Annotated in this window: 24 protein-coding genes and 1 riboswitch; of the genes, 19 read left to right on the top strand and 5 right to left on the bottom strand. The window is 37.1% G+C overall.

Translation table 11 applies throughout. The annotated features are described in order from the left end of the window. The first annotated feature begins 18 nt into the window (after positions 1–18). Complete coding sequence (locus tag QDN89_RS10245; protein ID WP_280770035.1) at positions 19–1,065, top strand: homoserine dehydrogenase; 1,047 nt, start codon at positions 19–21, stop codon at positions 1,063–1,065. Positions 1,066–1,084: 19 nt separating this feature from the next. Next, complete coding sequence (locus tag QDN89_RS10240; protein WP_280770034.1) at positions 1,085–2,536, top strand: aldehyde dehydrogenase family protein; 1,452 nt, start codon at positions 1,085–1,087, stop codon at positions 2,534–2,536. 336 nt (positions 2,537–2,872) lie between these two features. Here the strand turns inward: QDN89_RS10240 and QDN89_RS10235 are convergent, their stop codons facing one another. Both QDN89_RS10235 and QDN89_RS10230 read right to left on the bottom strand, forming a co-directional pair. Beyond that, positions 2,873–3,793 (bottom strand): DMT family transporter, encoded by a 921-nt coding sequence (locus QDN89_RS10235; RefSeq protein ID WP_280770033.1) that lies wholly within the window; start codon positions 3,791–3,793, stop codon positions 2,873–2,875. Between the two features lie 190 nt (positions 3,794–3,983). Further along, the gene (locus QDN89_RS10230) at positions 3,984–4,841 is read right to left on the bottom strand and encodes a DegV family protein (RefSeq protein WP_280770032.1); all 858 of its coding nucleotides are present in this window, start codon (positions 4,839–4,841) and stop codon (positions 3,984–3,986) included. 286 nt (positions 4,842–5,127) lie between these two features. Here QDN89_RS10230 and QDN89_RS10225 point away from each other — a divergent pair, with 286 nt between their 5' ends. The 12 genes from QDN89_RS10225 (at position 5,128) to QDN89_RS10170 (ending at position 17,259) form a co-directional block, all read left to right on the top strand. Then, positions 5,128–5,481, top strand: a complete 354-nt coding sequence (locus QDN89_RS10225; RefSeq protein WP_280770031.1) for a hypothetical protein — start codon at positions 5,128–5,130, stop codon at positions 5,479–5,481. 63 nt (positions 5,482–5,544) lie between these two features. Continuing rightward, a complete protein-coding gene (locus QDN89_RS10220) occupies positions 5,545–5,718 on the top strand; it encodes a hypothetical protein (protein ID WP_280770030.1) in 174 nt (57 codons plus the stop codon). Next, positions 5,711–6,292, top strand: a complete 582-nt coding sequence (locus tag QDN89_RS10215; protein ID WP_280770029.1) for a Fic/DOC family protein — start codon at positions 5,711–5,713, stop codon at positions 6,290–6,292. The genes QDN89_RS10220 and QDN89_RS10215 overlap by 8 nt, the downstream gene beginning before the upstream one ends. Before the next feature lie 128 nt (positions 6,293–6,420). After that, positions 6,421–7,623: a Mur ligase family protein gene (locus tag QDN89_RS10210; protein ID WP_280770028.1), complete on the top strand. Its 1,203-nt coding sequence runs from the start codon at positions 6,421–6,423 to the stop codon at positions 7,621–7,623. A 177-nt stretch (positions 7,624–7,800) separates the two neighbouring features. Beyond that, positions 7,801–8,970: a PQQ-dependent sugar dehydrogenase gene (locus tag QDN89_RS10205; RefSeq protein WP_280770027.1), complete on the top strand. Its 1,170-nt coding sequence runs from the start codon at positions 7,801–7,803 to the stop codon at positions 8,968–8,970. A 298-nt stretch (positions 8,971–9,268) separates the two neighbouring features. Then, positions 9,269–11,545, top strand: coding sequence for a glycoside hydrolase family 65 protein (locus QDN89_RS10200; RefSeq protein WP_280770026.1), 2,277 nt, complete (start codon positions 9,269–9,271; stop codon positions 11,543–11,545). Between the two features lie 319 nt (positions 11,546–11,864). Then, positions 11,865–12,482 (top strand): DedA family protein, encoded by a 618-nt coding sequence (locus QDN89_RS10195; RefSeq protein ID WP_280770025.1) that lies wholly within the window; start codon positions 11,865–11,867, stop codon positions 12,480–12,482. 98 nt (positions 12,483–12,580) lie between these two features. Further along, on the top strand, positions 12,581–13,072 hold the full coding sequence (locus QDN89_RS10190) for a DsrE/DsrF/DrsH-like family protein (RefSeq protein WP_280770024.1): 492 nt from the start codon (positions 12,581–12,583) through the stop codon (positions 13,070–13,072). Between the two features lie 213 nt (positions 13,073–13,285). Then, positions 13,286–13,546, top strand: coding sequence for a metal-sensitive transcriptional regulator (locus QDN89_RS10185; protein WP_280770023.1), 261 nt, complete (start codon positions 13,286–13,288; stop codon positions 13,544–13,546). A 160-nt stretch (positions 13,547–13,706) separates the two neighbouring features. Next, positions 13,707–14,483: a DeoR/GlpR family DNA-binding transcription regulator gene (locus QDN89_RS10180; RefSeq protein WP_280770022.1), complete on the top strand. Its 777-nt coding sequence runs from the start codon at positions 13,707–13,709 to the stop codon at positions 14,481–14,483. Beyond that, entirely contained in the window at positions 14,461–15,372 is a 912-nt protein-coding gene (gene pfkB, locus QDN89_RS10175) for a 1-phosphofructokinase (protein ID WP_280770021.1), read from the top strand. The genes QDN89_RS10180 and pfkB overlap by 23 nt, the downstream gene beginning before the upstream one ends. 15 nt (positions 15,373–15,387) lie before the next feature. Beyond that, positions 15,388–17,259: a PTS fructose transporter subunit IIABC gene (locus QDN89_RS10170; protein WP_280770020.1), complete on the top strand. Its 1,872-nt coding sequence runs from the start codon at positions 15,388–15,390 to the stop codon at positions 17,257–17,259. 104 nt (positions 17,260–17,363) lie between these two features. On the opposite strand, the gene QDN89_RS10165 is transcribed toward QDN89_RS10170, so the two are convergent. After that, on the bottom strand, positions 17,364–18,140 hold the full coding sequence (locus QDN89_RS10165; RefSeq protein ID WP_280770019.1) for an HAD family hydrolase: 777 nt from the start codon (positions 18,138–18,140) through the stop codon (positions 17,364–17,366). A 155-nt stretch (positions 18,141–18,295) separates the two neighbouring features. Then, positions 18,296–19,183, bottom strand: coding sequence for a YitT family protein (locus QDN89_RS10160; RefSeq protein WP_280770018.1), 888 nt, complete (start codon positions 19,181–19,183; stop codon positions 18,296–18,298). Positions 19,184–19,427: 244 nt separating this feature from the next. Further along, positions 19,428–19,536, top strand: a riboswitch (SAM riboswitch). A gap of 89 nt (positions 19,537–19,625) precedes the next feature. Between QDN89_RS10160 and QDN89_RS10155 the strand changes: the two genes are divergently transcribed. Both QDN89_RS10155 and QDN89_RS10150 read left to right on the top strand, forming a co-directional pair. Next, entirely contained in the window at positions 19,626–21,269 is a 1,644-nt protein-coding gene (locus tag QDN89_RS10155; protein WP_280770017.1) for an O-acetylhomoserine aminocarboxypropyltransferase/cysteine synthase family protein, read from the top strand. A 60-nt stretch (positions 21,270–21,329) separates the two neighbouring features. After that, entirely contained in the window at positions 21,330–21,959 is a 630-nt protein-coding gene (locus tag QDN89_RS10150) for an ABC transporter permease (protein ID WP_280770016.1), read from the top strand. A gap of 157 nt (positions 21,960–22,116) precedes the next feature. Here QDN89_RS10150 and QDN89_RS10145 read toward each other — a convergent pair whose 3' ends face one another. Then, a complete protein-coding gene (locus tag QDN89_RS10145; RefSeq protein ID WP_280770015.1) occupies positions 22,117–22,917 on the bottom strand; it encodes a hypothetical protein in 801 nt (266 codons plus the stop codon). 646 nt (positions 22,918–23,563) lie between these two features. Here QDN89_RS10145 and QDN89_RS10140 point away from each other — a divergent pair. The 3 genes from QDN89_RS10140 (at position 23,564) to QDN89_RS10130 (ending at position 26,253) form a co-directional block, all read left to right on the top strand. Then, the gene (locus QDN89_RS10140; protein ID WP_280770014.1) at positions 23,564–25,258 is read left to right on the top strand and encodes a methyl-accepting chemotaxis protein; all 1,695 of its coding nucleotides are present in this window, start codon (positions 23,564–23,566) and stop codon (positions 25,256–25,258) included. Between the two features lie 121 nt (positions 25,259–25,379). Further along, positions 25,380–25,622 carry a YuzF family protein gene (locus tag QDN89_RS10135; RefSeq protein ID WP_280770013.1) on the top strand — a complete coding sequence of 81 codons (243 nt, stop codon included), beginning with the start codon at positions 25,380–25,382 and terminating at the stop codon, positions 25,620–25,622. Positions 25,623–25,815: 193 nt separating this feature from the next. After that, positions 25,816–26,253 (top strand): universal stress protein, encoded by a 438-nt coding sequence (locus QDN89_RS10130; protein WP_280770012.1) that lies wholly within the window; start codon positions 25,816–25,818, stop codon positions 26,251–26,253. The last annotated feature ends 20 nt before the right edge of the window (positions 26,254–26,273 follow it).

The raw sequence follows: 26,273 nt of genomic DNA, 5'->3' as shown, positions 1-26,273 counted from the left end.
CGGAGGTGAGTCGAACATATGAAAATAGCATTTATTGGTTTTGGTGGTGTTGGGCAGGCGTTAGTGAAGTTACTTCGTGATCGACGACAGAGCTTACATGATAAATATGACATGGATACAACAGTTGTTGCCGTTTCTGATGTGATGAAAGGATCCGTTTATGACCCGAATGGACTAGATGAAGATCTGCTACTTGAAACGATAGCTGAACACAATCATCTTGATCATTATCCTGACAATGGTACAGCAATTAAAGGATGGGATAGTTTAAAAACAATCAAAGATTCGAATGCAGATATGATTATCGAAGTGACGTTTACAAACGTTCAAACAGGTCAGCCGGCAATTGATCATTGTAAAGCGGCATTTGAAAATAATAAAAGTGTTGTGACAACAAATAAAGGACCTGTTGCCATTGCTTATCAAGAACTATCGAAGTTGGCAAAAGAACACGGTGTTTACTGGGGATTTGAAGGAACTGTCATGAGCGGTACACCTGCCCTACGCCTTCCCTTTACGACCTTAGCGGGCAATGAAATTTCTGAAATAAAAGGGATATTAAACGGGACAACAAACTTTATGCTGACGGAGATGGAAAAAGGATTGAGTTATCAAGATGCCCTAACGTTAGCTCAAAGTAAAGGCTATGCTGAAGCAGATCCTACGAGCGATGTAGAAGGATATGATGCTAGATATAAGGCAGTTATTTTATCGAATGTTGTGATGGATTCTCCTGTTCGGGCGGAAGATGTGACGTGTGAAGGGATCACCTCATTAACATTAGAAGATCTAAATAACGCCATTGAAAATAATCAACGTTGGCGTTTAGTTGCAAGAATGACAAGAGAAGGGGAAAGTGTGAAAGCGTCTGTTAAACCAGAATTGCTTCATAAAGATGATCCGTTAGCGACAATTTCAGGGGCAACGAATGCAATCGTTTATGAATGTGATCTTGCAGGACCAATTATGTTAACAGGTGCTGGAGCCGGTTTAATCGAAACAGGTTATTCTTTGTTGATAGATTTGATTCACTACCAAAAAGAGAGGGTGCTAATGAAACAATAAGAAAGGTGGTGCATCACAGATGCAAACGAAAGTGCGCACAGAGAAAATGCTAATTGCAGGAGATTGGAAATACGGAAGAAAGTCTTTTCAAGTGACAAATCCACAAAATGATCAAGTCATTGCAAATGTTCCAGCAGCATCAGCAGAAGATATGATCGATGCGATTAATCAGGCTGAAGCAGCGTTTCATCATTTATCATCATGGCCAACGCATGAAAGAATTTCAGTATTGAATCGCGCAGCAGATTATATGGAAGATCATCACGATATTTATGCTGAAACGATTGCTTTAGAGGGAAGTAAGACTATTACTGAAGCTCGTGGTGAAGTGAAGCGGGCTGTTCAAACGATTCGCATAAGTGCAGAAGAAGCGAGAAGGCTTAAAGGTGAGACGATAAATTTTGATCAAAGAGAAGGAAGTGAAAATCGAACTGGATATGAGTATCGTTTTCCAATAGGTGTGATAGGTGCAATTACTCCTTTCAATGACCCGTTAAATTTAGTAGCTCATAAAGTCGGTCCAGCGCTTGCTGCTGGGAATCCAGTGATAGTAAAGCCAGCATCTATGACACCGTTAAGTGCCTTATTGTTAGCAAAAGCATTCATTCATGCTGGAGTTCCCAAAGGGTTTCTATCTGTCGTAACAGGTGCAGGTCGGGAAATTGGCGAACCTTTAGTGACAAGCGATGCGGTTAAAATGATCTCATTTACTGGGGGATTAAATGCAGGGGAAAAAATTGCTCATCAAGCTGGATTAAAGAGAATTAGTATGGAATTAGGTTCCAATTCACCAGTCATTGTTTTAAAAGACGCTTGTTTATCCGAAGCAGTAAAAGCATCTGTATCAGGAGCATTTGCTGCCGCTGGTCAAAACTGTTTAGGTGTTCAGCGGATTTTCGTTGAATCACCCGTCTATGATGACTTTGTTCGGTCTTTCGTAGAAAGAACAAAAGAATTGCAGATTGGCGATAAAATGTCGGAATGGACCGATATGGGGCCGATGATTAATCAAAAAGAAGCGGAGCGTGTGGAAGCATGGGTTCAAGAAGCTGTGTATGAAGGAGCAGTCATCGAAGCCGGAGGAATACGGGATGGTGCGCTTTTTGAACCGACTGTATTAACGAATGTATCTCATTCATCGACAATTTATAAAGAAGAGATTTTTGGACCTGTTGTCATCATTGAACCCGTGAAAGGATTACAAGAAGCGGTCAAGTTTTCGAATGATGTGAACTACGGGCTGCAAGCAGGCATCTTCACGAAAAATCTAGACCACGCATTTTATGCCATTCAACATCTTCATGTTGGTGGGGTGATGGTGAACGATAGCAGTGATTATCGTATTGATGAAATGCCTTTCGGTGGCGTAAAAGGATCGGGCTTGGGAAGAGAAGGCGTTCGTCACGCAATGAATGAAATGACGGAGCCAAAAGTTGTTTGTTTTAAAATAACAAATATGTGGGGAGCATAAGAGCTTGAATCATATGGAGTAAAACGACTGGACGTACATGTTCAGTCGTTTTTTTGGTGCGTGCATTTGAGGAAGGGCGATTAGTTACCAATGGAGATAATTTAGGCAAAGAAGGGTCAGTAGAGGAGGCAACTAGTGACCAATGAGAGAAGAAAAAAGCAAAGAAGGGTCAGTAGAGGAGGCAACTAGTGACCCATGAGAGATAAAAAAAAGCAAAGACGGTCACAAGAGGATGCAGCTAGTGACCCAGATGATGACGAGTTTCAATTTCTTGCGATATAAGTATGTTTTTTAGTATGATTTCCGATTCAATCCAATCCCCCTCACAACTTGAACTTAACCATTTTCTTTATGAAGTGGCTCCGCATAGTCAACGTTTATTGCTTTCTTTTTTTTCACAGTAAGTAAGACCGATAGCAACACAAAGACGATTCCAAAACTTTGCCATATAGAGAGGGAATCAGAAAATATCGCAACACCAATAATGATGGCTACAACAGGTTCAATGGTTGAAAGAATTGCCGCTCGACTTGATTCAACATACGTTAGTCCATATGTATAGCAAGCATATGCAAGAACCGTTGCAAATAATGCTAAGCCAAGACCATTAATAATTACTCCGCTGCTAGAAAATAACGTTGCTTTTTGCCATAACTGACTTGTTGGAAACAAAAACAAGGCGCCAAAAAACATCGAGTAAGCGGTAATAGTTAACGTATGATAACGACTGCTTACGTATTTACCAAAAATACTGTATAACGCATAAAAAAATCCGGAAGCAATTCCAAACAATACTGTTTTTAATTCAACGGAAAGTTGCCCCATTGGAAGAAAACCTACTGTCAGGCTACAACCAATAAGCATCAAGAAAAGGGCAATCATTTTATATTTAGCGAAAGGCTCACCGAACGTAAATCTAGAGATGATTGTCACAAAAACTGGTCCTGTATAAAGAAGGACAACAGAAAGTGATAACGTGGCTTCTTCCATGACGGTGAAGAAAAAATAATTAAAAAATGCAATACTAATGACTCCTGTTCCAATGAAAAAAGGGATGTCTTTTAACTGGATCTTCAAAAGAGACCGCTTAAGGACAAATAAGAAGAGGAACAGAAGGACTGTTGAAAAAATCAAACGTATGCCAACCACTTCCCATGGTGTAAAACCATATGTATATAAATTTTGAACAAATAGGCCAGTGATTCCCCAAAGGGCAGCACCTAACATGACCATGAAATATGCAAGACGTGTAGGCAAAACAATTGCCACCTCCTTTGTAACAGAGAATAAGGGTTTGTTGTTTTAAAGATTTGCTATGACGAAAAGGACGTTACAGCATCTACTCAAAGATAACATGTCGCTAGCAAACAGTCTAAAACTAAAAAAGAGAGTACCTCTCCTTTAAAGGAAAAGAATACTCTCTTTGAAACGAAATTTAAAATGTTCGTTACTTGTCGTTGTTATGCCAAATCATAGCAACTGTGCCTTCACCAGCATGAACAGCTATGGAAGAACTTATTTCACCGACGAAGATATCTAAATCAGGATATTTCTCACGGACTAATTGACGAAGTTCATGAGCTTTATCAATGACATTTCCGTGCATAATTTGGACTTGATCTATACGGTATTTGTTCATTGATGTTTCTAGTAGTTCTAACATACGTTTAACCGCTTTCTTTTCAGAGCGTACTTTTTGAAATAAATCAAATTCGCCTTCGGGTGTAATACGGATAATCGGTTTAATTTGCAATAAGTTACCAAGTAAATATTGGGTACCAGACATTCGGCCACCTTTATAGAATTGTTCTAAGCTTCCAAGTAAAATGTAGCTTTCAGATCGCTTAGCAGCAGGTTGCAGGTGTTGTTGAATTTCTTTCGCTGTTTTTCCTTGTTCAGCTAAAGCCATTCCTTTTTCCATTAATGTTGTGATTGCATAAGACATAGAGTAGGAGTCCACTAATTCTACATCAAAGCCAGACATTTCTTTTCCGGCGGCTGAACTATCAAGTGTACCGCTCAACTTACTGGAAATATGAATGGCAACTGCGGAATCATAATCTTCCTTTAATTTTTCGTATAATTCGGCAAATCTACCTGCAGAAGGTTGAGATGTTTTGGGTACTTCTTTGTTAGATCGGATCCGCTTATATAGTTCATCTGTCGTTAAGTCAATACCATCGTCAAAAGCTTCTCCATCAAATATGATTGCAAGAGGAAGAACGTAAACGTCCGGATGATCCAAAAGCTCCTTTGTTAAAAATGCGGTGCTATCTGTAACCCATGCAACTCGTTTCTTTGTCATGTGCTCATCTCACTTTCTGTGATACGTCTAGTAGTTTTATTATACAAGCTTCTTCCTTTTATACCAAGTATTAATTTCAGGTACTAAAAATGGAGATTACTAAACTATGTAAAAATAGCCCTCTGTTGTTTTAATATTTTTATTATTATAAATCGCTTTTACCGAGAAATTCCTATATAATGGAAGAAGTGAGCTTAAAACTTGATTGGACTTTTCAATCTTTACCCTTTTCTACATAAGATTAAAAGAATAAGTATCTTTTATAAAAATATAAAGAGGTGTTTGTATGATAAATGAAGCTACTTTAGTGATTCTTCTCGTTGTTTTTATGATGTTTAACTTCATAAGTGTTGGTTACTTGTTTTATGTATTAGTTGATAGAATTCAAATGACGAAAATTAAATCAACATTTTACATTACTTTTCAAGTCATATTTACGTTTTTAGTTGCCGTTGCAATCTATCATTTTTTCTTATCCACTTGGACAGATCCAGCACACTTGAATTTTCCTAACTTAAGAGATTATAGCTTTTACTATGTCGTTGGTTGGAATGCATTTTTTGGTGTGCTTGCAATTTTATACTTAGCGAACGCGGTAGCTCATCATGTTTATGCTAAAAAGAAGCAAACGTCATTTTAATTCACGAAAAAAATAGAGTATAATGAAGTATAGCGTAAAAGAAAGAAAGGTGTGTAATCTTCTGTGAGAACAATAGATCAAGTTGAAAAGGCACTGAAATCTGCAAAAGGCTCACTAGCAGTAGAAGGTCTTTCATTGAACTCGAAACAAGAGCAATTGGTTAAAGACCAGCTTTTAGGTAGGATTAGCCACAAAGTTTTTATTGAAAAAGCCTTGGAACTATCTGCAAATGAGTAGGTATGGATCAGGGAAGTCAACGTATTGCTATGATGGGACAGGTGTTTTAATTAATCACTTTGATATACGAGAAGAAGATCGTCTTCTTCAATTAGATGCCATATTAACGTCACAGAGACTTTCTGAATTACAAATTCAGCCCGTAAAAGGCAATTTTAGTTTTGAACATTTAAAACATATTCACTACTATATCTTTCAAGATATATATCCGTTCGCCGGAAAACTAAGAACGGAGAATATTTCTAAAGGTGGTTTTTCTTTTGCTCCAGCTCTTCACCTTGAAGAGAGCGGGCTAAATCTTTTTCAACGTCTGCAAGCAGAGTCGTGGAATGTTTCGAGTAAAGAAGATTTTGCTGATTTACTCGCATTTTATTTGGCGGAAATAAATGTCCTTCATCCTTTCCGTGATGGCAATGGAAGGTCGTGCCGTGAAATGATACGTTTAATAGCATTAGAACAAGGTTATAACATTGACTGGTCAAGAGTTGACAAAGAGAAGATTTTAAAAGCGTCGATCGCTTCAACGACTCGACTAGGACCACTGAAAAAAGTAATGTATGAATTGATAGAATGATAAGATAAGGTGTCAGACGGTTAAGTGAACCGCTTCTGACACCTTATTTGATGAAATCGAATAGATAAATGACCTTAGAACCTGCAAAGACGAGCGTTTACCTCACGAATAGGAAGGAGCCACTAACTATGTTTCTATTGACCGTTTTTTATATTCTTCTTCTTGCGACATGGATTTTGCCGATTACAATAAAGGTGAAACGAAGTGTGCATATGCTTCAGCTACATTCGTATCGAAATGAGCAGTATGATAAATGGATGAGTATAAACCGTCCTAATACATTTCATTTATTGGAAGGACTATATCTTATTCCTCTTCTTCTCGCGATCGTTTCACCTTCTGAGATTGTTGTATTAATTTCTGCGATCGTTGTATTTGCGTTAGCGTTTTTCGTATTGTGGAAAAACAAACCTGCAGAAAATATAAAACTTGTTTATACACAACAAGTGCAGCGACTTTTAGCAACGAACTACATTTTGTATGGGGTGATTGCTTCAGCTGCGATTGTTATAGGAGCGTTTGCTAACATTATTTTTGTCTTCCTCTTGTTAATCGGAACTGCCGTGTTACCGTTTTATACGGTTCGACTAGCGAATTCAATAAATAGTCCAATCGAAAAGAGAATCAGCGAAGGGATTGTTAACGATGCAAAACGTTTAATAAAAGCTTCTCCTGATTTGAAAATTGTTGGGATTACTGGAAGTGATGATAAAAAGGACCTCAAGCATTTCGTGCATGCGATTTTGTCAACGAAATATAACGTGCTGCTAACACCAGAAAATTATCATACGAGGTTAGGTGTTGCGAGAACAATCAATGAAAAATTGAAACATTACCACAATATTTTTATTGCGGAAATAGATGTAAAGCAAGAAGGAGATATTCAAGAAATATGTGAAATCCTTGACCACCAATATGGAATCCTAGCAGGCTTAGATGAGCAACACTTGGAAACCTTTCAAACGCTAGACAATATAGAGAAAACACAATATGAAATCGTCGAAACATTGCCAGAAAAAGAAGGTGTAGCGATTTTAAATAAAGATGACGAGAATATCAAATCTTATCAAGTGAAAAACCAATGTCGAAAAGTGTATTATGGCATAGACAGTGATAATTTAGATATCCAAGCAAGTGAAATAGACTATCGTTCCAAAGGAGTATGGTTTACAGTTACACTTGCTTCTGGAGAAACAGGGAGTCTAAAAACAAAATTGCGTGGTAAACAAAATGTGTATCACATCCTTGCGGCGATTGCTATTGGTTTAGAAATGGGAATGACGTTAAAACAGATGATTCCAGCAGTGGAGTACATGAATCCTGTCAACTGACAATAAAACGAGGGCGTGATCGAAGTCGATTGATTCCAACTTGTTTTATTAGCAACAAGTTGATAGATCTAATACGGAAAGCTTCTAAAAGTAAAAACAGATGAAAAAACACGATATGGTTTCGTGTTTTTTCTATTGTCTAACTAGGGTATAGTTCCTGTGAAAGGAGGTTGCAAGATGAATGAACAAACGTATCGTTTATCCTTTATTATTATCGGAATGATTTTAATTTTTGCGGCGTGTCAATCAGTAGAAAATGACGAGGTCCTCAATGAAGAAAATAATCAAACAGAACAGAATGAAGTAACGGAAAATCAAGCGAATAATCTAGAAAATCAAGAGCCCCAAGACGAGCAAGACAACAAACTGGGAGATATGAAAACGGAAGATTGGGAAGTGGAAACTGTAGCTGAAAACCTTGATATCCCATGGTCATTAAATATTTATGAAAAAATCATTTATATGACGGATCGGGATGGTCACATATTGGAAGTAAATGACGGAGAAACAGAGCAAACGACATTAGAAACGTCTTCCCCTATAGCGCATCAGGGAGAAGGGGGACTATTAGGTTTTGTCTTAGCCGAAGATTTCGGTACTTCTAATGAAGGTTTTGCTTATTATACGTTTGAGTCAGAGGAAGGGTCTCTTGCAAATCGTGTCGTTAAAGTAGAAAAAGATGATGGATGGGCAGAAACAGAAATTTTATTAGACGATATTCCTGGTGCTGGCATTCATAATGGTGGTCGGTTAGCGATTGGACCTGATGATAACCTTTATGTCACAACAGGGGATGCAGATATACCAAGTGATGCTCAAGATGATAGTAATTTGGCCGGCAGTATACTAAGGATGACGATGGAAGGAGAAATACCAGACGATAACCCTACCGAAGATTCTTATGTATATAGTTACGGGCATCGTAATCCACAAGGTTTAGCATGGAATGAAGAGGGAGAATTATACAGTTCAGAACATGGACCAGTTGCCCAAGATGAAATCAATCTTATTCAACCAGGAAATAACTATGGTTGGCCTGTCATTGAAGGTGATCAAACGAACGATGGCATGGAAGAACCCCTTATTCATTCTGGTGATGACACATGGGCGCCTTCAGGAATCGCATTTTGGGATAATCAGCTTCTCGTTGCTGGTTTAAGAGGCGAGAGTCTTTATTACTTCGATGAAGAACAAAACGACATGGTTGAAGTATTTCAAGGAGAAGGAAGACTTCGTGATGTAGCGGTTGTTGATGAGGCGATTTATCTCATCACAAACAATACAGACGGCCGTGGAACGCCTAAGGAGAACGATGATCGCTTGTTAAAACTAACAATGAGAAATTAACAAATAAAAGGACGTGAATGAGAGAATACTTGTTCACGTCTTTTAGTTTGTTTTTTACGGTGTGTGAAATCGATATCATGTATTAGGCTTCTTTTTTGTGATTATTCAACAATAGATTTTTATAATGATATGGGCTTTTTGTGATGAAAAGCCTTATCACTTAAAGAATTCATGAAAAACTCATGAATTATATAGAAAAAACTGAAATCATTTGATACACTCTAAAATATGAAAAGGTTTTCATATGTATATACGAATTTGTTATAGGTAGCTATTAATGTAAAAAGGAGTGACTTCAATGGGCTGGAGTATATTAGATCAGAAGCTCGACCAAGACCAACTTTTAGTTAATGAAAGTTTGTTTTCACAGGGGAATGGTTTTCTTGGAGTACGTGGTAACTTTGAAGAAGGTTACCAGGACAACATGACATCAATTAGAGGAACTTACATCAATGCATTTCATGATGAGACTTCTATAGAATATGGGGAAAAACTTCATGGTTTTCCTGAAACGCAGCAAAAATTAGTAAATGTCATAGACAGTCAGTCGATAACAATTGATATTGATGGGGAACGTTTTTCGATGTTTGAAGGAGAAGTGCTCGCATTCACGAGAACTCTTCATATGGATAAAGGATACTCTGAGCGTAAAGTTCATTGGAAGTCACCTAAAGGAAAAGAAGTGGAAATTCGTTTTCGTCGATTGATTTCCTTTGTAGACAAAGAATTATTTTTGCAATCTGTTCATATTCAACCAATATCCTCGATTAATGACGTTGTGATCACCTCAAACGTTAATGGAGATATATCAAATTTTGTGGACCCTTCAGATCCGCGTGTTGCTTCCGGTCATGCGAAAAGACTGCACGTCATCGATGTGGATCAACAGGAAAACACGCATAGTGTGACGAATAAAACGTATGAAACAAAACTAGAAGTATGTTGTATGACGAGATCTGAAGCAAATCAAGATACCACAACATATGAGGTTAACCTTCTAGATTTTGCTGTTGAAGAAAAGTATCATTTTCAATCAAATTCAGTCATTGAATTCACGAAATATAATGTATACACAGATACGTATCGACATGGGGATAATGTAAAAAAGTCAGCTGAAAAAATTCATGCCAAGATGCAATCACAATCATTTGACGATTTACTTCAAAGTCAAAAAAAATACCTAGATGCCTTTTGGGAAAAGTCAGATATCAAAATTCAAGGAGCTGATGATCTTCAACAAGGGATTCGATTTAATCTTTACCAATTATTACAATCTGTTGGTAAAGATTCTGTAAGTAATATTTCAGCAAAGGGTCTTTCTGGAGAAGGATATGAAGGACATTACTTTTGGGACACTGAAATTTACATGTTTCCTGTCTTTTTATTGACGCAACCTGAAATAGCAAAGCAACTTCTCCTTCATCGTTTTTCTATTTTGGGTGCTGCAAAAGAACGAGCAATAGAGGTTGGTCATCATAAAGGAGCCCTGTTCCCATGGCGAACGATCACTGGAACAGAATGTTCGGGCTTTTTCCCAGCAGGAACAGCTCAATATCATATAAGTGCAGATATTGCTTATAGTTTTGTACAATATTACTTAGTAACGGGCGACTGGGAGTTTTTGAAAGAGTATGGAGCGGAACTGTTAGTAGAAACATCAAGGCTTTGGATAGATATGGGGCACGAAAAAGATGGTAAATTTCGCATTGATGATGTGACAGGGCCTGATGAATACACATGTATCGTTAACAATAATTTCTATACGAATGTGATGGCTAAAAATAACTTGGCTTGGGCCGTTCAATCGTTGTCTATCGTAAAAGATCATGACACGGGTGCTTATGACGAATTATTGAGTAAGCTATCTGTGTCAAAGGAAGAAATTGCCGAGTGGGAACGAGCATCTGAGCGCATGTACTTGCCTTATGATGAGAAATTAGGAATTCACGCGCAGGATGATACGTTTTTAAATAAAGATGTGTGGAATATTGAGGCAACTCCGAAAGAGAAGTTTCCATTATTGCTTCATTATCACCCGCTGACGTTATATCGCTACCAAGTATGTAAACAAGCAGATACTATTCTTGGACATTTCTTGTTAGAAGATGAAGCGGATGAAGATACGATTCGTCGATCATACGATTATTATGAAAAGGTGACGACACACGACTCTTCCTTGTCGTATTGCGTATTTAGCATCATGGCAGCTAAGCTCGGATATGATGAAAAAGCGTATCATTATTTTAATGAGACAGCTCGTTTAGATTTAGACAATACTCATAAAAATACGAAAGATGGCCTTCATATGGCTAATATGGGTGGAACGTGGTTAGCGTTAGTTTATGGCTTTGCTGGATTAAGAATGAAACAGCAAGGGTTGTCTTTTCAACCGAAACTACCTGAGGTATGGAACTCGCTTCAATTTCAAGTACAATACCAAGGTCAACAACTGTCTGTTAGTTTAACGAAAGATAAAGTAACGTATACGTTAGTTGAGGGAACATCCCTCACACTAAAACATAAAGAAGAAACAATTACAGTGTCTTTAAATGATGCTGTAGAAATGTCGATGTAATTTAGTAGAGAAGGGTACCTTTATAGGTATCCTTTTTTGTTTTAGTAACTTGTTTTAGTAACGTTCGTCAGAGTGTTATCAGGTGAAGGGAAGCAAAGCATAGTGATAGAGCCTTTCAGACAGAAAATCGCATGCGAAGGGAAGCAAAGCGAGGGTATAGTACCTTTCGACCCGAGTGATCCCGTGATTTTTCAATAAATAACCGTTACGATAAAATGAAGGTTAAGGAAGTTAAATAGCGGGAATAAGCAACCAACGTTGCATCAGTAGATTCCAGTAAATGAATGATTTGGAAGTAAAACAAAAAGGAGCATATTTCATGGTTGAGTGGATATTAGATGTGTTGAGAAATTTAGGTTGGATTGGCTTAGGGCTAGGTGTAGCGATAGAAGCACTGTCTATCCCTTTTCCAGCAGCTATATTTGTCATTGTATATGGGTACTTGTTAAATCCTTCTTGGTTAGAAATTTTTTCTTATTCGATTATTACCACAATGATTTATGTCGTTGTTAGTTTTGTGCCATATTATATTAGCATTCGTTACGAAGGGTTTGTGAAGAAGAAACTTCCGCAACAAAAATTAAAGTTTGCACAAAAATGGATTGATAGATATGGAGATTGGATGATTGCCGTCGGACGGTTCATCGGTATGGGCTATATCACTTATATTGCAGGGTTAAGTAAAATGAATAAAATGAAATTTGCATTACTTACTTTTATTGGTTTCTACCCTTTGTCAGTTCTTATGTTTTACTTGGGAACTTTAGGAAATTTAGAAATAATCGTTGAACGTTTTCAACAAACACAAGGTGTTATTTTTGCAGGAATAGTCGTCGCCATTTGTTGCTACGTCTTGTTCCGTTTATATAGACGTAAAAAATATAAAGAATCAACAGATAAATCCGCTCATTCTTCTTCTCACGCAGCTATGAAATAATCTTGGTTCTAACCCTTGACATTATACCAAGTGGGGTATACACTATGACTATAGTAATTAATACCGCAATGGGTATAAAATAAAAGGAGGATTTTTTCATGTCAACAGAAGAAAAGAAAAATAATGCAACAATGATCGTATTTGATGGGGATTTAGATAAGGCTATTGCTAGTTTCATTATTGCTACAGGTGCTGCAGCAATGGGGAAACAAGTAACGATGTTTTTTACATTTTGGGGCTTAAATGTGTTGCGAAAAGAAGAACACATTGAAATAAAAGATAAAAATTTCTTGGAGAAAATGTTTGCGAAAATGATGCCTCGTGGGCCTAAGAAATTGAAGCTTTCAAAAATGAATTACGGTGGTGCAGGTTCACACTTAATGAAGAAAATGATGAAGGAACACAACGTGTCTACATTACCTGAGTTAATTGAAATGGCGCAAGATTTAGATGTGAAAATGGTAGCTTGCACGATGACAATGGATGTTATGGGGCTTAAAGAAGAAGAATTAATGGACGGCATTGAGTATGCTGGTGTAGCATCTTATTTAGCAGAAGCTGAAGATGGCAATGTAAACTTATTTATATAAAATGTATCATAGAATAATATACAAAAAATGCTCGAGCTATTCTATTGGCTCGAGCATTTTTTGAAAAGTTTTTGTGAAAATTTCAGTTAGTATCATTGGATTAACGTACAAATATATAGTATTATGATAAGGCAAGGTGGTAATTAAATGAGAGTTGTAGATAATGATTAGATATGTACTCAATTGGGTTGATTATAAAAAGGTGGTGTAACCATGGAATATTCCTCAGATATGAAAAATCGGTTAAAGCGAGTCGAGGGCCAAGTAAGAGGGGTTTTGCGTATGATGGATGAAGAAAAAGATTGTAAAGAAATTATTACGCAAATGACGGCCATTCGATCGGCGTTAGACCGCGCTACTGCATATGTTGTTGCTAGGAATCTTGAGACCTGCCTCCGAAAAGAAGCAGAGTCTGATGAAGAAAGAGAAGAAGTTATTGAAGAAGCAATTAAAATGTTAGTAAAAAGTAGATAATAAAAAAGAAAGCCTAACTTGTGGCTTTCTTTTTTTTATGCCTTCTTCTGAATGTTTTTGATTGATTTTGAAAATAAATAAATGTTTTTGATTATTTTTAGTTGATATTGATTGATTTATTGTGTATAATAACGTTAACAAGAGAAAAGGTGTGAAGTATATGCTTACTTTTGAGCGGTATGAAAAAATTCTTCAATTATTAGAAGATCAAAAAGTGACTAAGCTTGCTGACCTAGTTGAAGCAACAGGAGCATCTGAGTCTACCATACGAAGAGATTTAACTATTCTTGAAAACGAGCAAAAATTAAAGCGTATACATGGTGGAGCTTCATTAATGAAAAGCAAAGTTGATGAACCTTCTATGATGGAAAAACAACAGCAGTTCACAGAGGAAAAGAAACAAATGGGGAAAAGGGCTGCTAGCTTTGTACAAGATGGTGATTGTCTATATATTGATGCAGGAACTTCCACACAAGCAATGATTCCTTATATACAAGCAAAAGATATCGTAATCGTTACAAACGGTTTAAATATTATACAAGAAGCTCTTCAACATCAGTTTCGAACGTACGTTGTAGGTGGTTATGTTAAATCTGGTACGCATGCTTTTATCGGAAAAGGAGCAGTTGATTCGATTCAACAATTTCGCTTTGATAAAGCATTTATTGGTACGAATGGAGTTGATATTAACTTTGGCTTTTCAACTCCAGATCCTGAAGAAGCTCAAATTAAACAACTTGCAATGAAACAATCGACACAATCTTTTGTTTTAGCTGATCCGTCCAAATTTGGAGATGCAACTTTTGCGAGAGTTGCTGATCTCGAGGAAGCGGTTTTAATTACAACTGAAGGAGATGATCGTGAGTTTTTTGAAAAGCTAACAAACGTTGCAAAAGTAGAGGTGGTGAATAGCGATGATTTACACAGTCACTCTTAATCCTTCGGTCGATTATTTAGTTGGTGTTGAATCTTTTCAATGGGGAGCAACCAATCGAGCGACGGAACAAGCGATGGTGCCAGGAGGAAAAGGGATTAATGTTTCGAGAGTTCTACAACGTTTTGGAGTTAGTTCAGAGTCTCTAGGATTTACTGCTGGTTTTACCGGTTCATTTATAAAAGAAGAATTGACGAAAGAAGCGGTTGCTCATCGTTTTATAGAGACAGGGGGACAAACAAGAATTAATGTGAAGCTACAAACCGACACAGAAACAGAAATTAACGGGAAGGCTCCGGAGATTCAAGAAAAGCACATTGATGAACTGTTGCAACAACTAGATTTGTTGACGACGAAGGATATATTAGTCCTTTCAGGAAGTGTCCCTTCCATTCTTTCAACAAATCTCTATCAACAAATTGTGGAACGTGTAAAAAGAAAAGGTGTCAAAACATTTGTAGATACAAGTGGAGCACCTTTAGAAGCGGTAGTGGAAGCGGGGCCCTTTTTAATAAAACCAAATCAGCAGGAATTAGAAGATTTATATAAACAGAAGGTGACTGATATTCCCTCTGCTGTGACATTAGCAAAAAAGACGCTGGATAAGGGCGTGAATTACGTACTTATGTCATTTGCTGGCGATGGCGCAGCTTTAGTAAGTAAAGATGATACGTATGTAGCTACTATTCCAAAGGGAAATGTGAAAAACTCTGTTGGCGCTGGTGACTCTATGGTTGCAGGTTTCTTATATGCTTACATGCAGTCAATGGATATCAAGGAAGCTTTTCGTTTTAGTGTTGCTTCAGGAAGTGCAACGGCATTTTCAGATGGATTTTGTTCTTTAGATCAAGTGCAATCATTGATGCAAGAAGTATCAATTGAAATGATATAAGAAAGGGTGAGATGAATGAAAATTACAGAATTATTAACAAAGAAGACGATGATTTTGGATCTTGTCTCTACGACAAAAGCAGATGTCATCGAAGAACTGGCAACAAAGCTAGACAAAGCAGGGAAATTGAAAAATAAACAATCGTTTATGGAAGAAATCCATCATCGTGAATCACAAAGTTCAACAGGGATCGGTGATGGTATTGCAATCCCACACGCAAAAAGTGCGTCAGTGACAGAACCTACGATTGTATTCGGTCGTTCAAAAGCTGGAGTTGACTACGATGCGTTAGATGGAGAAAAAAGTCACTTGTTTTTCATGATTGCAGCAAGTGATGGAGCAAATGACATTCATTTGCAAACGTTATCTAGATTATCCACATTATTGATGGATGAAAATTTCCGTCAAACATTAATGCAAGCGCGTTCAGAAGAAGAAATTTTAAAAGCGGTTGATCAGAAAGAAAAAGAAAAGCTAGATTCAGCAGACGAAGATCAGTCTTCCTCTCCAAAAGGCAACCAACCATATATTCTTGCTGTTACTGGATGCCCAACTGGGATTGCTCATACGTACATGGCAGCTGATGCATTAAAAGCTAAAGCAAAAGAACTTGGTGTAACGATTAAAGTAGAGACGAACGGGTCAGATGGTGTGAAGAATAGATTAACAGAAGATGATATTAAACGGGCCGATGGAATTATTATTGCGGCGGACATGAATGTCGAAAAACAACGTTTTGTTGGAAAACAGTTACTCGATGCTTCTGTTACAGACGGCATTCGTCGACCAGAAGAATTAATTACAAAAGCTATGAAAGGTAATGCACCAGTTTATGGTGGAGATGGTTCATCGAGTCAAGAGGAAGGTACTAAAAAGAAGAGTGGTTTCTATAAACACTTAATGAACGGTGTATCACACATGCTACCATTTGTAGTCGGGGGTGGTATTCTCATTGCGATTTCCTTTATGTTTGGAATTGAAGCTGCAAATCCAGACCATCCTTCTTACTCTCCAATTGCAGAGGCACTCATGACGATAGGCGGTGGGAATGCATTTGGTCTAATGATTCCTATTCTTGCTGGTTTTATTGCAATGAGTATAGCTGATCGACCAGGTTTAGCTCCAGGTATGATAGCTGGTTTCATGGCTTCCACTGGGGAGGCAGGTTTCTTAGGCGGAATTATCGCAGGTTTCTTAGCAGGTTATATTGTTGTTTTACTAAAATATCTCTTTGCTAATTTACCTAAATCGTTAGACGGTATTAAAACAATTTTGATTTATCCTTTGCTTGGTATTTTGTCTACTGGTCTCATTATGTATGTTATTATTGGTCCTCTATCAGCCTTTAATAATGGTTTAGTTAGTTGGTTAGATGGAATGGGGACGACAAACATCGTTTTCCTAGGAATTATATTAGGAGCGATGATGGCAGTTGATATGGGTGGACCAATCAATAAAGCGGCATTCACATTTGGTATTGCGATGATTGATGCAGGGAACTTTGGACCACACGCAGCCGTTATGGCAGGTGGTATGGTGCCACCATTAGGTATTGCATTAGCTACTTCATTCTTTAAAAATAAATTCACGAAACAAGAACTTGATGCTGGAAAAACAAACTATATCATGGGCGCATCATTTATCACCGAAGGAGCAATCCCGTTCGCAGCTGCGGATCCTGGGCGTGTTATCCCTTCCATTATTGTTGGATCCTCGGTAGCGGGTGCGTTAACGATGATGTTTGGAATAGGTTTACCAGCACCACACGGAGGGGTTTTTGTTTTCCCTATTGTTTATGGAAGTGCATTTATGTATATTCTAGCAATATTGATAGGTGCTGCCGTAACAGCTTTAATGATAGGATTCTGGAAAAAACCTGTACTATAATATAGGAATGAGTAAAAGCGATTGAGACTCTCTCAATCGCTTTTCTTATTTTTAAATAAATAGCGCAGCTTATTATCGTGCTAAACAAATTCAAATGTAACAGGTTAAGATAACAGATCTAATAATTCATGAAGGTTTTTGATTTCGGCATGTGGCTTAACGTCATTGCCCTTTTTATCAAAACGATTTAACCAAATGGATTTAATTCCTGCTCGATTGGCACCTAAAATATCGGTCATGAGATTATCTCCAACCATAAGGACTTCCTCTTTCTTTTTATCCACTTGTTTCAATGCATAGTCGAAGATCGTAACATCAGGTTTGCCTCGACCAAAATCTCCAGAAATGATGATTTCATTAAATAGAGGTGCTAGCTCAGGAGTGATTGTCAATTTCACGTTTTGTAGTTCGGGTGAACCGTTTGTTAGCATCAAAAGAGAATAGTCCTTGCTTAGCTGTTCTAAAATAGGTAGCGCATCATAAAATAAGAACGGCGCATTTTTCCTTTCAGCAGGGAATCTTTCAGCCAGTTCAGCACCTAAACGAGGGTCATTTATTCCAAGCTTAGCTAACCCTTGTGTCCAAGTGTCTCGTCTATATTGAGGGACGATCTCTTTCATTTTTTGAAACATATCCCCTTCGTCATCAAAATTTCCCCAAAGTCCTTCAAAAGGGTTAATTCCAATCATTTTCGTAAAAGCATGGGTTTCATAGCTCGCGTACAACGTACGAGCTTGATCCCGAACGGCTTCTTCCAACTGGTTTGGGTCTAAGTCGTAAATGGAAGCCGCATACTGACAAGTTGCGTCGAAAGCAGTTTGAACACTTTTTTCATCCCATAATAACGTATCGTCTAAATCGAAAAATATCGTGGTGATCATCGTAGCCTCTCCATTTCTTCAATTATGTAGTTAGACAATAGCGTATAGAAAATTAGTTAATCTGTAAACAGTTTTTTTTATAAAAAGGCAGTAAGCGAGTTTAGCGACTTTCAAAAACCCTCTCGACGAATCTCTAAGAGGGTTTTTGAATTTGATCATGTTGTTGGCTTAAGCGGTTGCCTTTGATTATCAAACGTAAATCCTTCACCCGAAACTTCTTTTACGTCATTGATTGAGAAAAAGGCATATGGATCGACTTCTTTAATTAAATTTTTTAGTTGAACCAGTTCATTACGATTGACGACACAATACAAGACACTGCGTTCGTCGCTGGTGAAGCTACCTTTACCAGTTAATACAGTGGATCCACGACTCATTCGCTGAATAATCGCTTTAGATAATTCATCGGTTTTTGATGAGATGATCATCGTTGATTTTGCTGCACTAGCGCCTTCTATAATAAAGTCTATTACTCTACCAGCAACAAATACGGTGACGAGAGTATACATCGCTTGAGTTAATGATAAATGGATCAATGAGAGCGAGATGACCACTACATCAAATGAGAACATAAATTTACCAATACTCATTCCAACATATTTATTAGCGAGACGTGCAAGGATATCAACTCCACCAGTTGTACCACCAGCACGGAAAATCAATCCTAACCCTGTTCCTGCAAAAACACCAGCAAAAATTGCTACCAAAATCATATCATCTTGAAGTGGTATTTCTGTAACAGGGTTTAGTTCAAAGTAACGCAGTGAAATGGAGAGAAAGACCGTTCCAATCAAACTATAAATCAGCATTAATCTTCCAAATAACTTATAACCAATTAAAAACAATGGAATATTTAATAGTAGATTGGAGAGGGATGGTTCGATTTCAAACAAGTAATAAAGTAATAATGTAATACCTGTAAAACCACCGTGAGCTAATCCGTTCTGTAAGTTAAAATGGATAATACCAAAACCAAAAATAAGTGTACCAATAATGATGATAATAATAGGCTTCAATTGAATCCCTTGAAAGAGTCTAGCCATACCCTTCAACCTCCTTTATGTTCTAAGTCAGACGAAGTATAACACAGCTTCAAGCCCTACCCAACAGGCAAAATGGAGAAACGTTTAAAGTTTATATTTTCAGAAATTAGCAATCGTTTTCATTGTTCTTTTAATGAAAAGCTTTTTTGGAATTATATAATCATTGACGGAATAGTTGAAAAGTGATAATATTCAAATAATTATCAGCTCATTTATGTAACCAAATCACCCTTAATATTCTCAGCTCTTATCTTGAGTGGCGGAGGGACTGGCCCGATGAAACCCGGCAACCAGCTATCAAAAGGATAGCAAGGTGCCAATTCCTGCAAAGCATTTGCTTTGGTAGATGAGAGAGATGACTTTTTATGATTTTTCATGGGAATTCAACTCTCTGTCTTTTGACAGGGAGTTTTCTAATTCACTAATTTAAGGAGGCGTTTACATGACGCAAAAAGTAAATCAGTTCGGGACAACGACGCAGTTATTACACGCAGGACAGGCTCCAGATCCAACAACAGGTTCAAGAGCTGTACCTATTTATCAGACAACATCTTACGTTTTTGATGATGCGGATCATGCAGAGAGACTTTTTTCATTACAAGAACCAGGGAATATCTATAGTCGAATCATGAATCCTACGGTTGATGCCTTTGAAAAACGAATGGCCATTTTAGAAGATGGTGTTGGTGCGCTTGCAACAGCCTCTGGGATGTCAGCGATTACGTTATCCATCTTAAACATAGCCCATGCAGGAGATGACATTGTTGCTGCATCAAATTTATATGGTGGAACGTACAACTTATTTGCCGTTACTCTTCCGAAATACGGAATTAACGTTCACTTTGTTGATGTAACAGATCCAGAAGAAGTACGTAAAGCCATTACATCGAAAACAAAAGCGGTATTTGCCGAAACAATCGGAAACCCAAGTCTTCATGTTTTGGATTTTGAAGCCATTTCTGATGTGGCACATGAGGCGAACATTCCACTCATCATCGATAATACATTTGGTTCCCCAGCCAATTGTAAACCTCTTCAGCACGGAGCGGATATCGTTATCCACTCCGCTACAAAATGGATTGGCGGTCATGGAACGACTATTGGTGGCGTTGTGATTGACGGGGGACGATTTACATGGAACAAAGAGAAATACCCAGAATTTCATGAACCAGACAACAGTTATGGAGGATTAGTTTATGCGAGAGATCTAGGAGATCTTGCATTTATTCTGAAACTGCGTGTTCAATTAATGAGAGATATCGGTGCATGTTTGAGTCCATTTAATGCATTTCAACTTCTTCAAGGTCTTGAAACATTGTCATTAAGAATGAAAAAGCATCAAGAAAATGCTTTAGAAATAGCTAAAAAACTCCAAGCCCATCCTGCGGTGAAGTGGGTAAGTTATCCTGGTTTGGAAGAGCACTCTGCCCATGAGTTAGCAAAGAAATACTTACACAATGGTTTTGGAGCTGTTGTGAATTTTGGAATTGAAGGTGGCTTAGAGGCAGGGCGTGATTTGATAAAACACGTAAAACTATGGTCACATGTCGCTAACGTAGGAGATGCAAAAAGTTTAATTATCCATCCTGCTAGTACAACTCACCTCCAATTATCAAAAGAAGACTTAGTGACAACAGGAGTCACAGAAGATTTAGTTAGACTATCTGTTGGACTTGAGGATTTCAAAGATATCTATGAAGATATTAACCAAGCATTATTGCAGGCAACTGGGAAAGAAGATGCTAGTGCGATTGATAATAAAACGCAGATTATTACAGAAGCCAAAAGCTCTGCCATTGAACATACAGATGCTGGACCTAGAAGAAAAGCAATTCTTGTTTTAGGGGGAGAGATTGAAGGAAATGAGAAAGCAAAAGCGTGGGCTCGATTAGGTTATCGACTTCTTTCATCTTATTCAGATGACAGTGTGAATGTAGATTATATTTTTCTTCTCTCAAATAATGGAGAAGACGAGGTTGCAGAGGCAATAGAGAAAACCAATCCAGACGCGATTTTCACTAATAATGATCAGCTTGCTGAATCTCTTTTGCAAACACTTAATGAGATCAATGTTATCACAGTCTAAATAAATATTTCCAGATCTCGTTCTCTCTAGTATAATTACTCGGTAGAGGACGGGATTACTATGTTTAAAAAAATGTTTATTAGCATGATAATCATGACAATATTTATTGTCGGGAGTTTAGTATATTTTTTTCATGAATCCGTAGGGGACACTTTAGGAAGAACGGGCTCTTTAGAAAATAAACTAGAAAAGACATTTGAAAATGAAGACTATTACTTTTATTTGTCTGATCAAGAGATTCGAAAAGCAATTGAAAAAGGAACAACTTCCATTGAGTTAGTAGAAGATTTTTTACTAGAAAAGGAAGAAGAAGCCACGCTTTCAGAAGCAGTTTTTGCTTATATAGAGACCCCTTACTTTTCAGCGATAAAGGAATCAAGAAAATTATATGATCATTTTGGAAGAAGGCCTATTCCAGAAGAAATTAAACAGGAATTAATGGATCAGTATTTACCGATTCATGTTCGATTTAATGAGAATAAAGGGTACGTTTATGATATCCATCTAAAGCAAGGTGAGGAAGAGGTGGAACCGATTCGCACGATGACATCAGGTTCGGGTACACTGAAAACAATTTATCTTGAAGTGGAAGATCTTGATTTTGCACAATCAGCAATAGTAGTGGCTGAAGATAAAGTAAATTCCTCTGTATCAACTCAGTTCAAGGTTGATTTCAGTGAATTTAAATAATGCATAATGCAAGTATCGATGTCTTAAAATGCAAGACGATCTAATAGGGAAAATGAAAGATCTTGAAACTCCTAACTCGGAAATATAATGTTAGAATAATAAAAAAACCTCGTTCACACTGACGAGGTTTTTTGAATACTGAAAAAGGTATCTTTTATTATTCCACTAAATTTGGATTTTTTTCAACTAGGTCTGACATAATCTCTTGTTCAAAGGCTAAAAATAATCGGTACTCATTTTCATCATTATCATTATCATTATCCATACCTGAGACATCATCGGACATCTCTGATGCTACATCATCTTGAATACTTTCCCATATAAATGCTTTTAGATAGTTTGTTTCTAATTGGCGTATATATGCATTTTCATTTATTTGTTTTAATTCTTCAAACAAAGCTATTGCCATCATTTCTTCATCTTCTATATAATTTTCATTTTCAATAAAAGAGAGGAATTGGTCTTCTGAATAATTAAAATCATATTTATCTTGAGCGTAGTCATACCATCCCATGAGTTCAATCGATAGCCATTCGGCATTTTGCTCGACATCTTCCTCTGTAGAGTTGGTTTCTTCATCTAATGAGTTCCTAAACTTTTGATTTAAAAGAGAATGGTTGTAAAGAGAGTCTTTTGTCATCTCAGTTTCGGAATCATTTATTGTTGAAGAATCAATTGCTTCTCTAGCTTTTTCCCTTAACTCTTCTTCACTTAGGTCATAGATGTTTTCGTCTTCTTCAATAGAGTTTTCTGATTGAACATTTAGTGATTCGTCATCTTGCTGAGCGTTATCTTCATTTGAAGCTGTATTCGTACTGCTATTAGTATCCGTTACAACGGCGTTGGAACCTGCTCCGTTAGAAGTTGTCTCGCCTCTTTCCAAAAAAATCATAACAATTACTAATATCGTTAAAATGACGGTACCAATAGATAATATGATTAATTTATTTCTTTGCATGAATTCACCTCAAATAAGAGTTTTTGAATAAAGATCACCGATGATTAACACCTATTATTCGTTGTAGTTTCCGTCGTATTAAAAATCAATCTACTTATAAACGATTGTCTCAATAGAAAATCAAAAGTGATTTCATTATACCACGATTGAAACGAAAGAATATATAGACATTCCTTGTAAAAAAAGCAATGAACTAAATAAGTATTGTAGTCCTTATTTTATTGAATTTTTGAAAAATTGTAACTAAAGAGATATTCCTTCTAATAACTATTTTTGAACTACCCGCCACTTAACTGCTCTTGCGAACTGTTTGAAGTGGGGGATTCCTAAGAACACCTTCGTAAACGAAAGTTTTGATTAGGCTATCCCCGTCGCACCGACGGTTAGAAGCCTTATAGCTTCTTGTTTGATGAATATAAATAAATTTCACTTTAAAAGTATGATCTACTCAACTAGTAATTAAGACATAATGATCAAAAAATAGTACCTGGAAAATCAGTTTGTCTATTATAAATTGTAATTAAGTCAGTCTTTTGTACCTACATTATGTTATGTTGTGATATGATAAATATGGTTCATATGTAGTGTGTTAAATAAGGAGTTTTAAAGGAGTCTAACATAAAAAGGTTTGAGAGGGAGAAGGGCTATGAAAAAAATGAATCTTTCTGTACGAATAAAAATATTTGGAACTTTTTTTATAATGGTTCTATTACTTATTATTGGTGCTACGATAACATACTTTCAAATGGGAGAAATAAGTGAGGAAATGGATACATACTCTCAACAAAGTGAACGTGCTGTTGTTGTAACGGATATTGCTTCTCTCGTTCGATCAAAGTATATTGCTGTTACAGATTATATACGAGTAGGAGAAGAAGAAAGCCTCCAATTTTATGATGAGCAATCAGCTATACTTAATGAATATATGGAAGATTTGCAATTGAGAATGTATACAGATGAAACGGAAGACTTATTTCAATTAATACAAAACCAAGTACAGTCTTTTGATGATCAAGTTGATCGAATTCCGAATGATGTAGGTCCGATGCAAAATAGACGAATTGAGGAATTGGCAGATATTAGGTCAGAAATTACTGAGAATTCGTTACTACTTTCTGATATGGTATTAGCAGAAGCGGAGGCATCTGAGCAGAACGTAATAGGGATCATTTCATCTAATATTACTACGTTCGTCATTATTATAGCTTCAGTTATCCTGATTGGTGGAAGTATTTTCTGGTTTGTTGCTCGGGGAATTACGACTTCTTTAAACAACGTGGTGATTACAACAGACGAAATAAGTAAAGGGAATTTAGCTGTTGACAAACTTGAAGTGAAATCAAATGATGAATTAGGTAAAATGAGTCTAGCAGTGAATAGAATGATAGATAGTTTACAAGGGATGATTTCACAAATCGGAGAAACTTCTGACCAAGTAGCTGCAAGTTCAGAACAACTTCTTGCTAGTGCCAATGAGACTAGTCGTGCTGCGGAAGAAATATCTGATTCGATACAACAAGTAGCATCAGGAGCAGAACTACAAGTGGAAAAAGCTAGTGAAAATGAAGAAACGGTTAATGGGATGTCAAAAAGTATTGATCGTATAACGATTAGTATTAAAGAAGTAAACAGGTCTACGGAAGATTCTGCTCAAAAGGCAAATCACGGAACGGAAGTAATTGGAAGTGCGGTTTCTCAAATGAAAGTTATCCATGACATTACAGATGAAATCGATGAATCAGTGAACAAATTAGCTGAAAGATCAGAAAAAATTGGCTCGATTGTATCATTAATTACTGGAGTCGCCGAACAGACAAATTTGTTAGCTTTAAATGCAGCCATTGAAGCTGCAAGAGCAGGAGAACACGGAAAAGGATTTGCTGTTGTTGCCGATGAAGTAAGAAAGTTATCCGAACAAACGTCAGTTGCTACAAACGAGATAAAAACTCTCATTGATCACATTCAAACAGATGTGAAAGAGTCGGTGCTTTTCACTAAAAATGGTCGTGAAGCTGTTCAGTCTGGAATGAACTCTGTGGAAGATGCTGGTCACTCTTTTGAAGAGTTGACACATGCAATAAATCAAGTATCTTCTCAAATGGCAGAAGTAACATCATCGATTGAACGAATAGATGATGGTGTTCATTCTGTGGAAGCTTCTGTGAAAGAATCATCCACGATTGCGGAACAATCTGCAGGCTATACACAAAATGTTGCTGCTTCAGCTGAAGAGCAAAATGCGTCAATGGAAGAAATTGATGCATCGGCTAATCAACTTGCTAAAATGGCGGAAGAATTACAACAAGTCATTCGGTCCTTTACAATCAAATCGAAAGTTTAACTTAAAGCCGTCTCTGAGAATGGAGACGGCTTTTCATAATGGAAAATGAAAGATTAGGAACTAATTAAGTCTCATAGGCATATGATGGGAGTGGATTTATCTTAGTAAAGGAGGAGTTTAAGTGTACAATAATGATCAATCGAGACAACAACAAGGGGATACGGTGAAATATGTAACTTCTTATGATCCGTTTGTCGTGCAAACGTTGCAGTCCGTTCAAGGATCAACGGTTGTTGTGCAAACGAGTGACGGGAATATTCGTGGGCAATTAACAGATGTGAAACCAGATCATATTGTCGTACAGTCGAGTGAGTCATCATTTTTTATCCGCATACAGCAAATTATTTGGGTGATGCCAACGTAATGTTCCATTTCTAATGGGGACTGAGGAGTAGGCTTTTTAAAGCCTACTCCTTCTAGCTAAAAGAGCAGGTTGGTTTACTAAAATATAAAAATATGAGTGGTTAAATCTATATTTTTCTTCATAGCACATTATTTTTAGATGGAATAAGGTTATAATTGAGAAGGGATATATTACGACTGAGGAGGGATCAATAATGGTAGACGAAAACTACAAACATGTACTTGTCGCTTATGACGGATCAGAGGATGCAGAAAAGGCGTTGTTTAAATCAGTAAATATCGCCAAACGAAATGACGCTAAATTAACGGTCGCATATGTTATTGATATGCGAGAAGCTCATCTTTTCCCAGATAAGCCAGGAAAAGTGGAAGAACTCGCAGACGAACATGCAGAGGAAATGAAAAGAATAATGAAAGCAAAAATAGAAGCAGAAAACTTTAATAACTACTCTATTCAAATTAGAAAAGGTAATCCGAAAACTGCTATTACTTACGATCTTGTTGAAGATGTAGGGGCTGATATGGTCGTTTGTGGTTCCAATGGAATGGACTCTTACGATCATTTAGTGATGGGAAGTACGGCAGAAAATATTGTCCGTTACTCCACTGTAGATGTACTCGTTATCAAGTAAACGGACAAGTTTTGATCGTT

The sequence above is a fragment of the Salipaludibacillus daqingensis genome (assembly GCF_029891575.1).
GTDB classification, from domain to species: Bacteria; Bacillota; Bacilli; order Bacillales; family Salisediminibacteriaceae; genus Salipaludibacillus; species Salipaludibacillus daqingensis.
The sequence above is the reverse complement of the archived record's forward strand: the minus strand, read 5'-3'. Positions and strand labels throughout refer to the sequence as shown.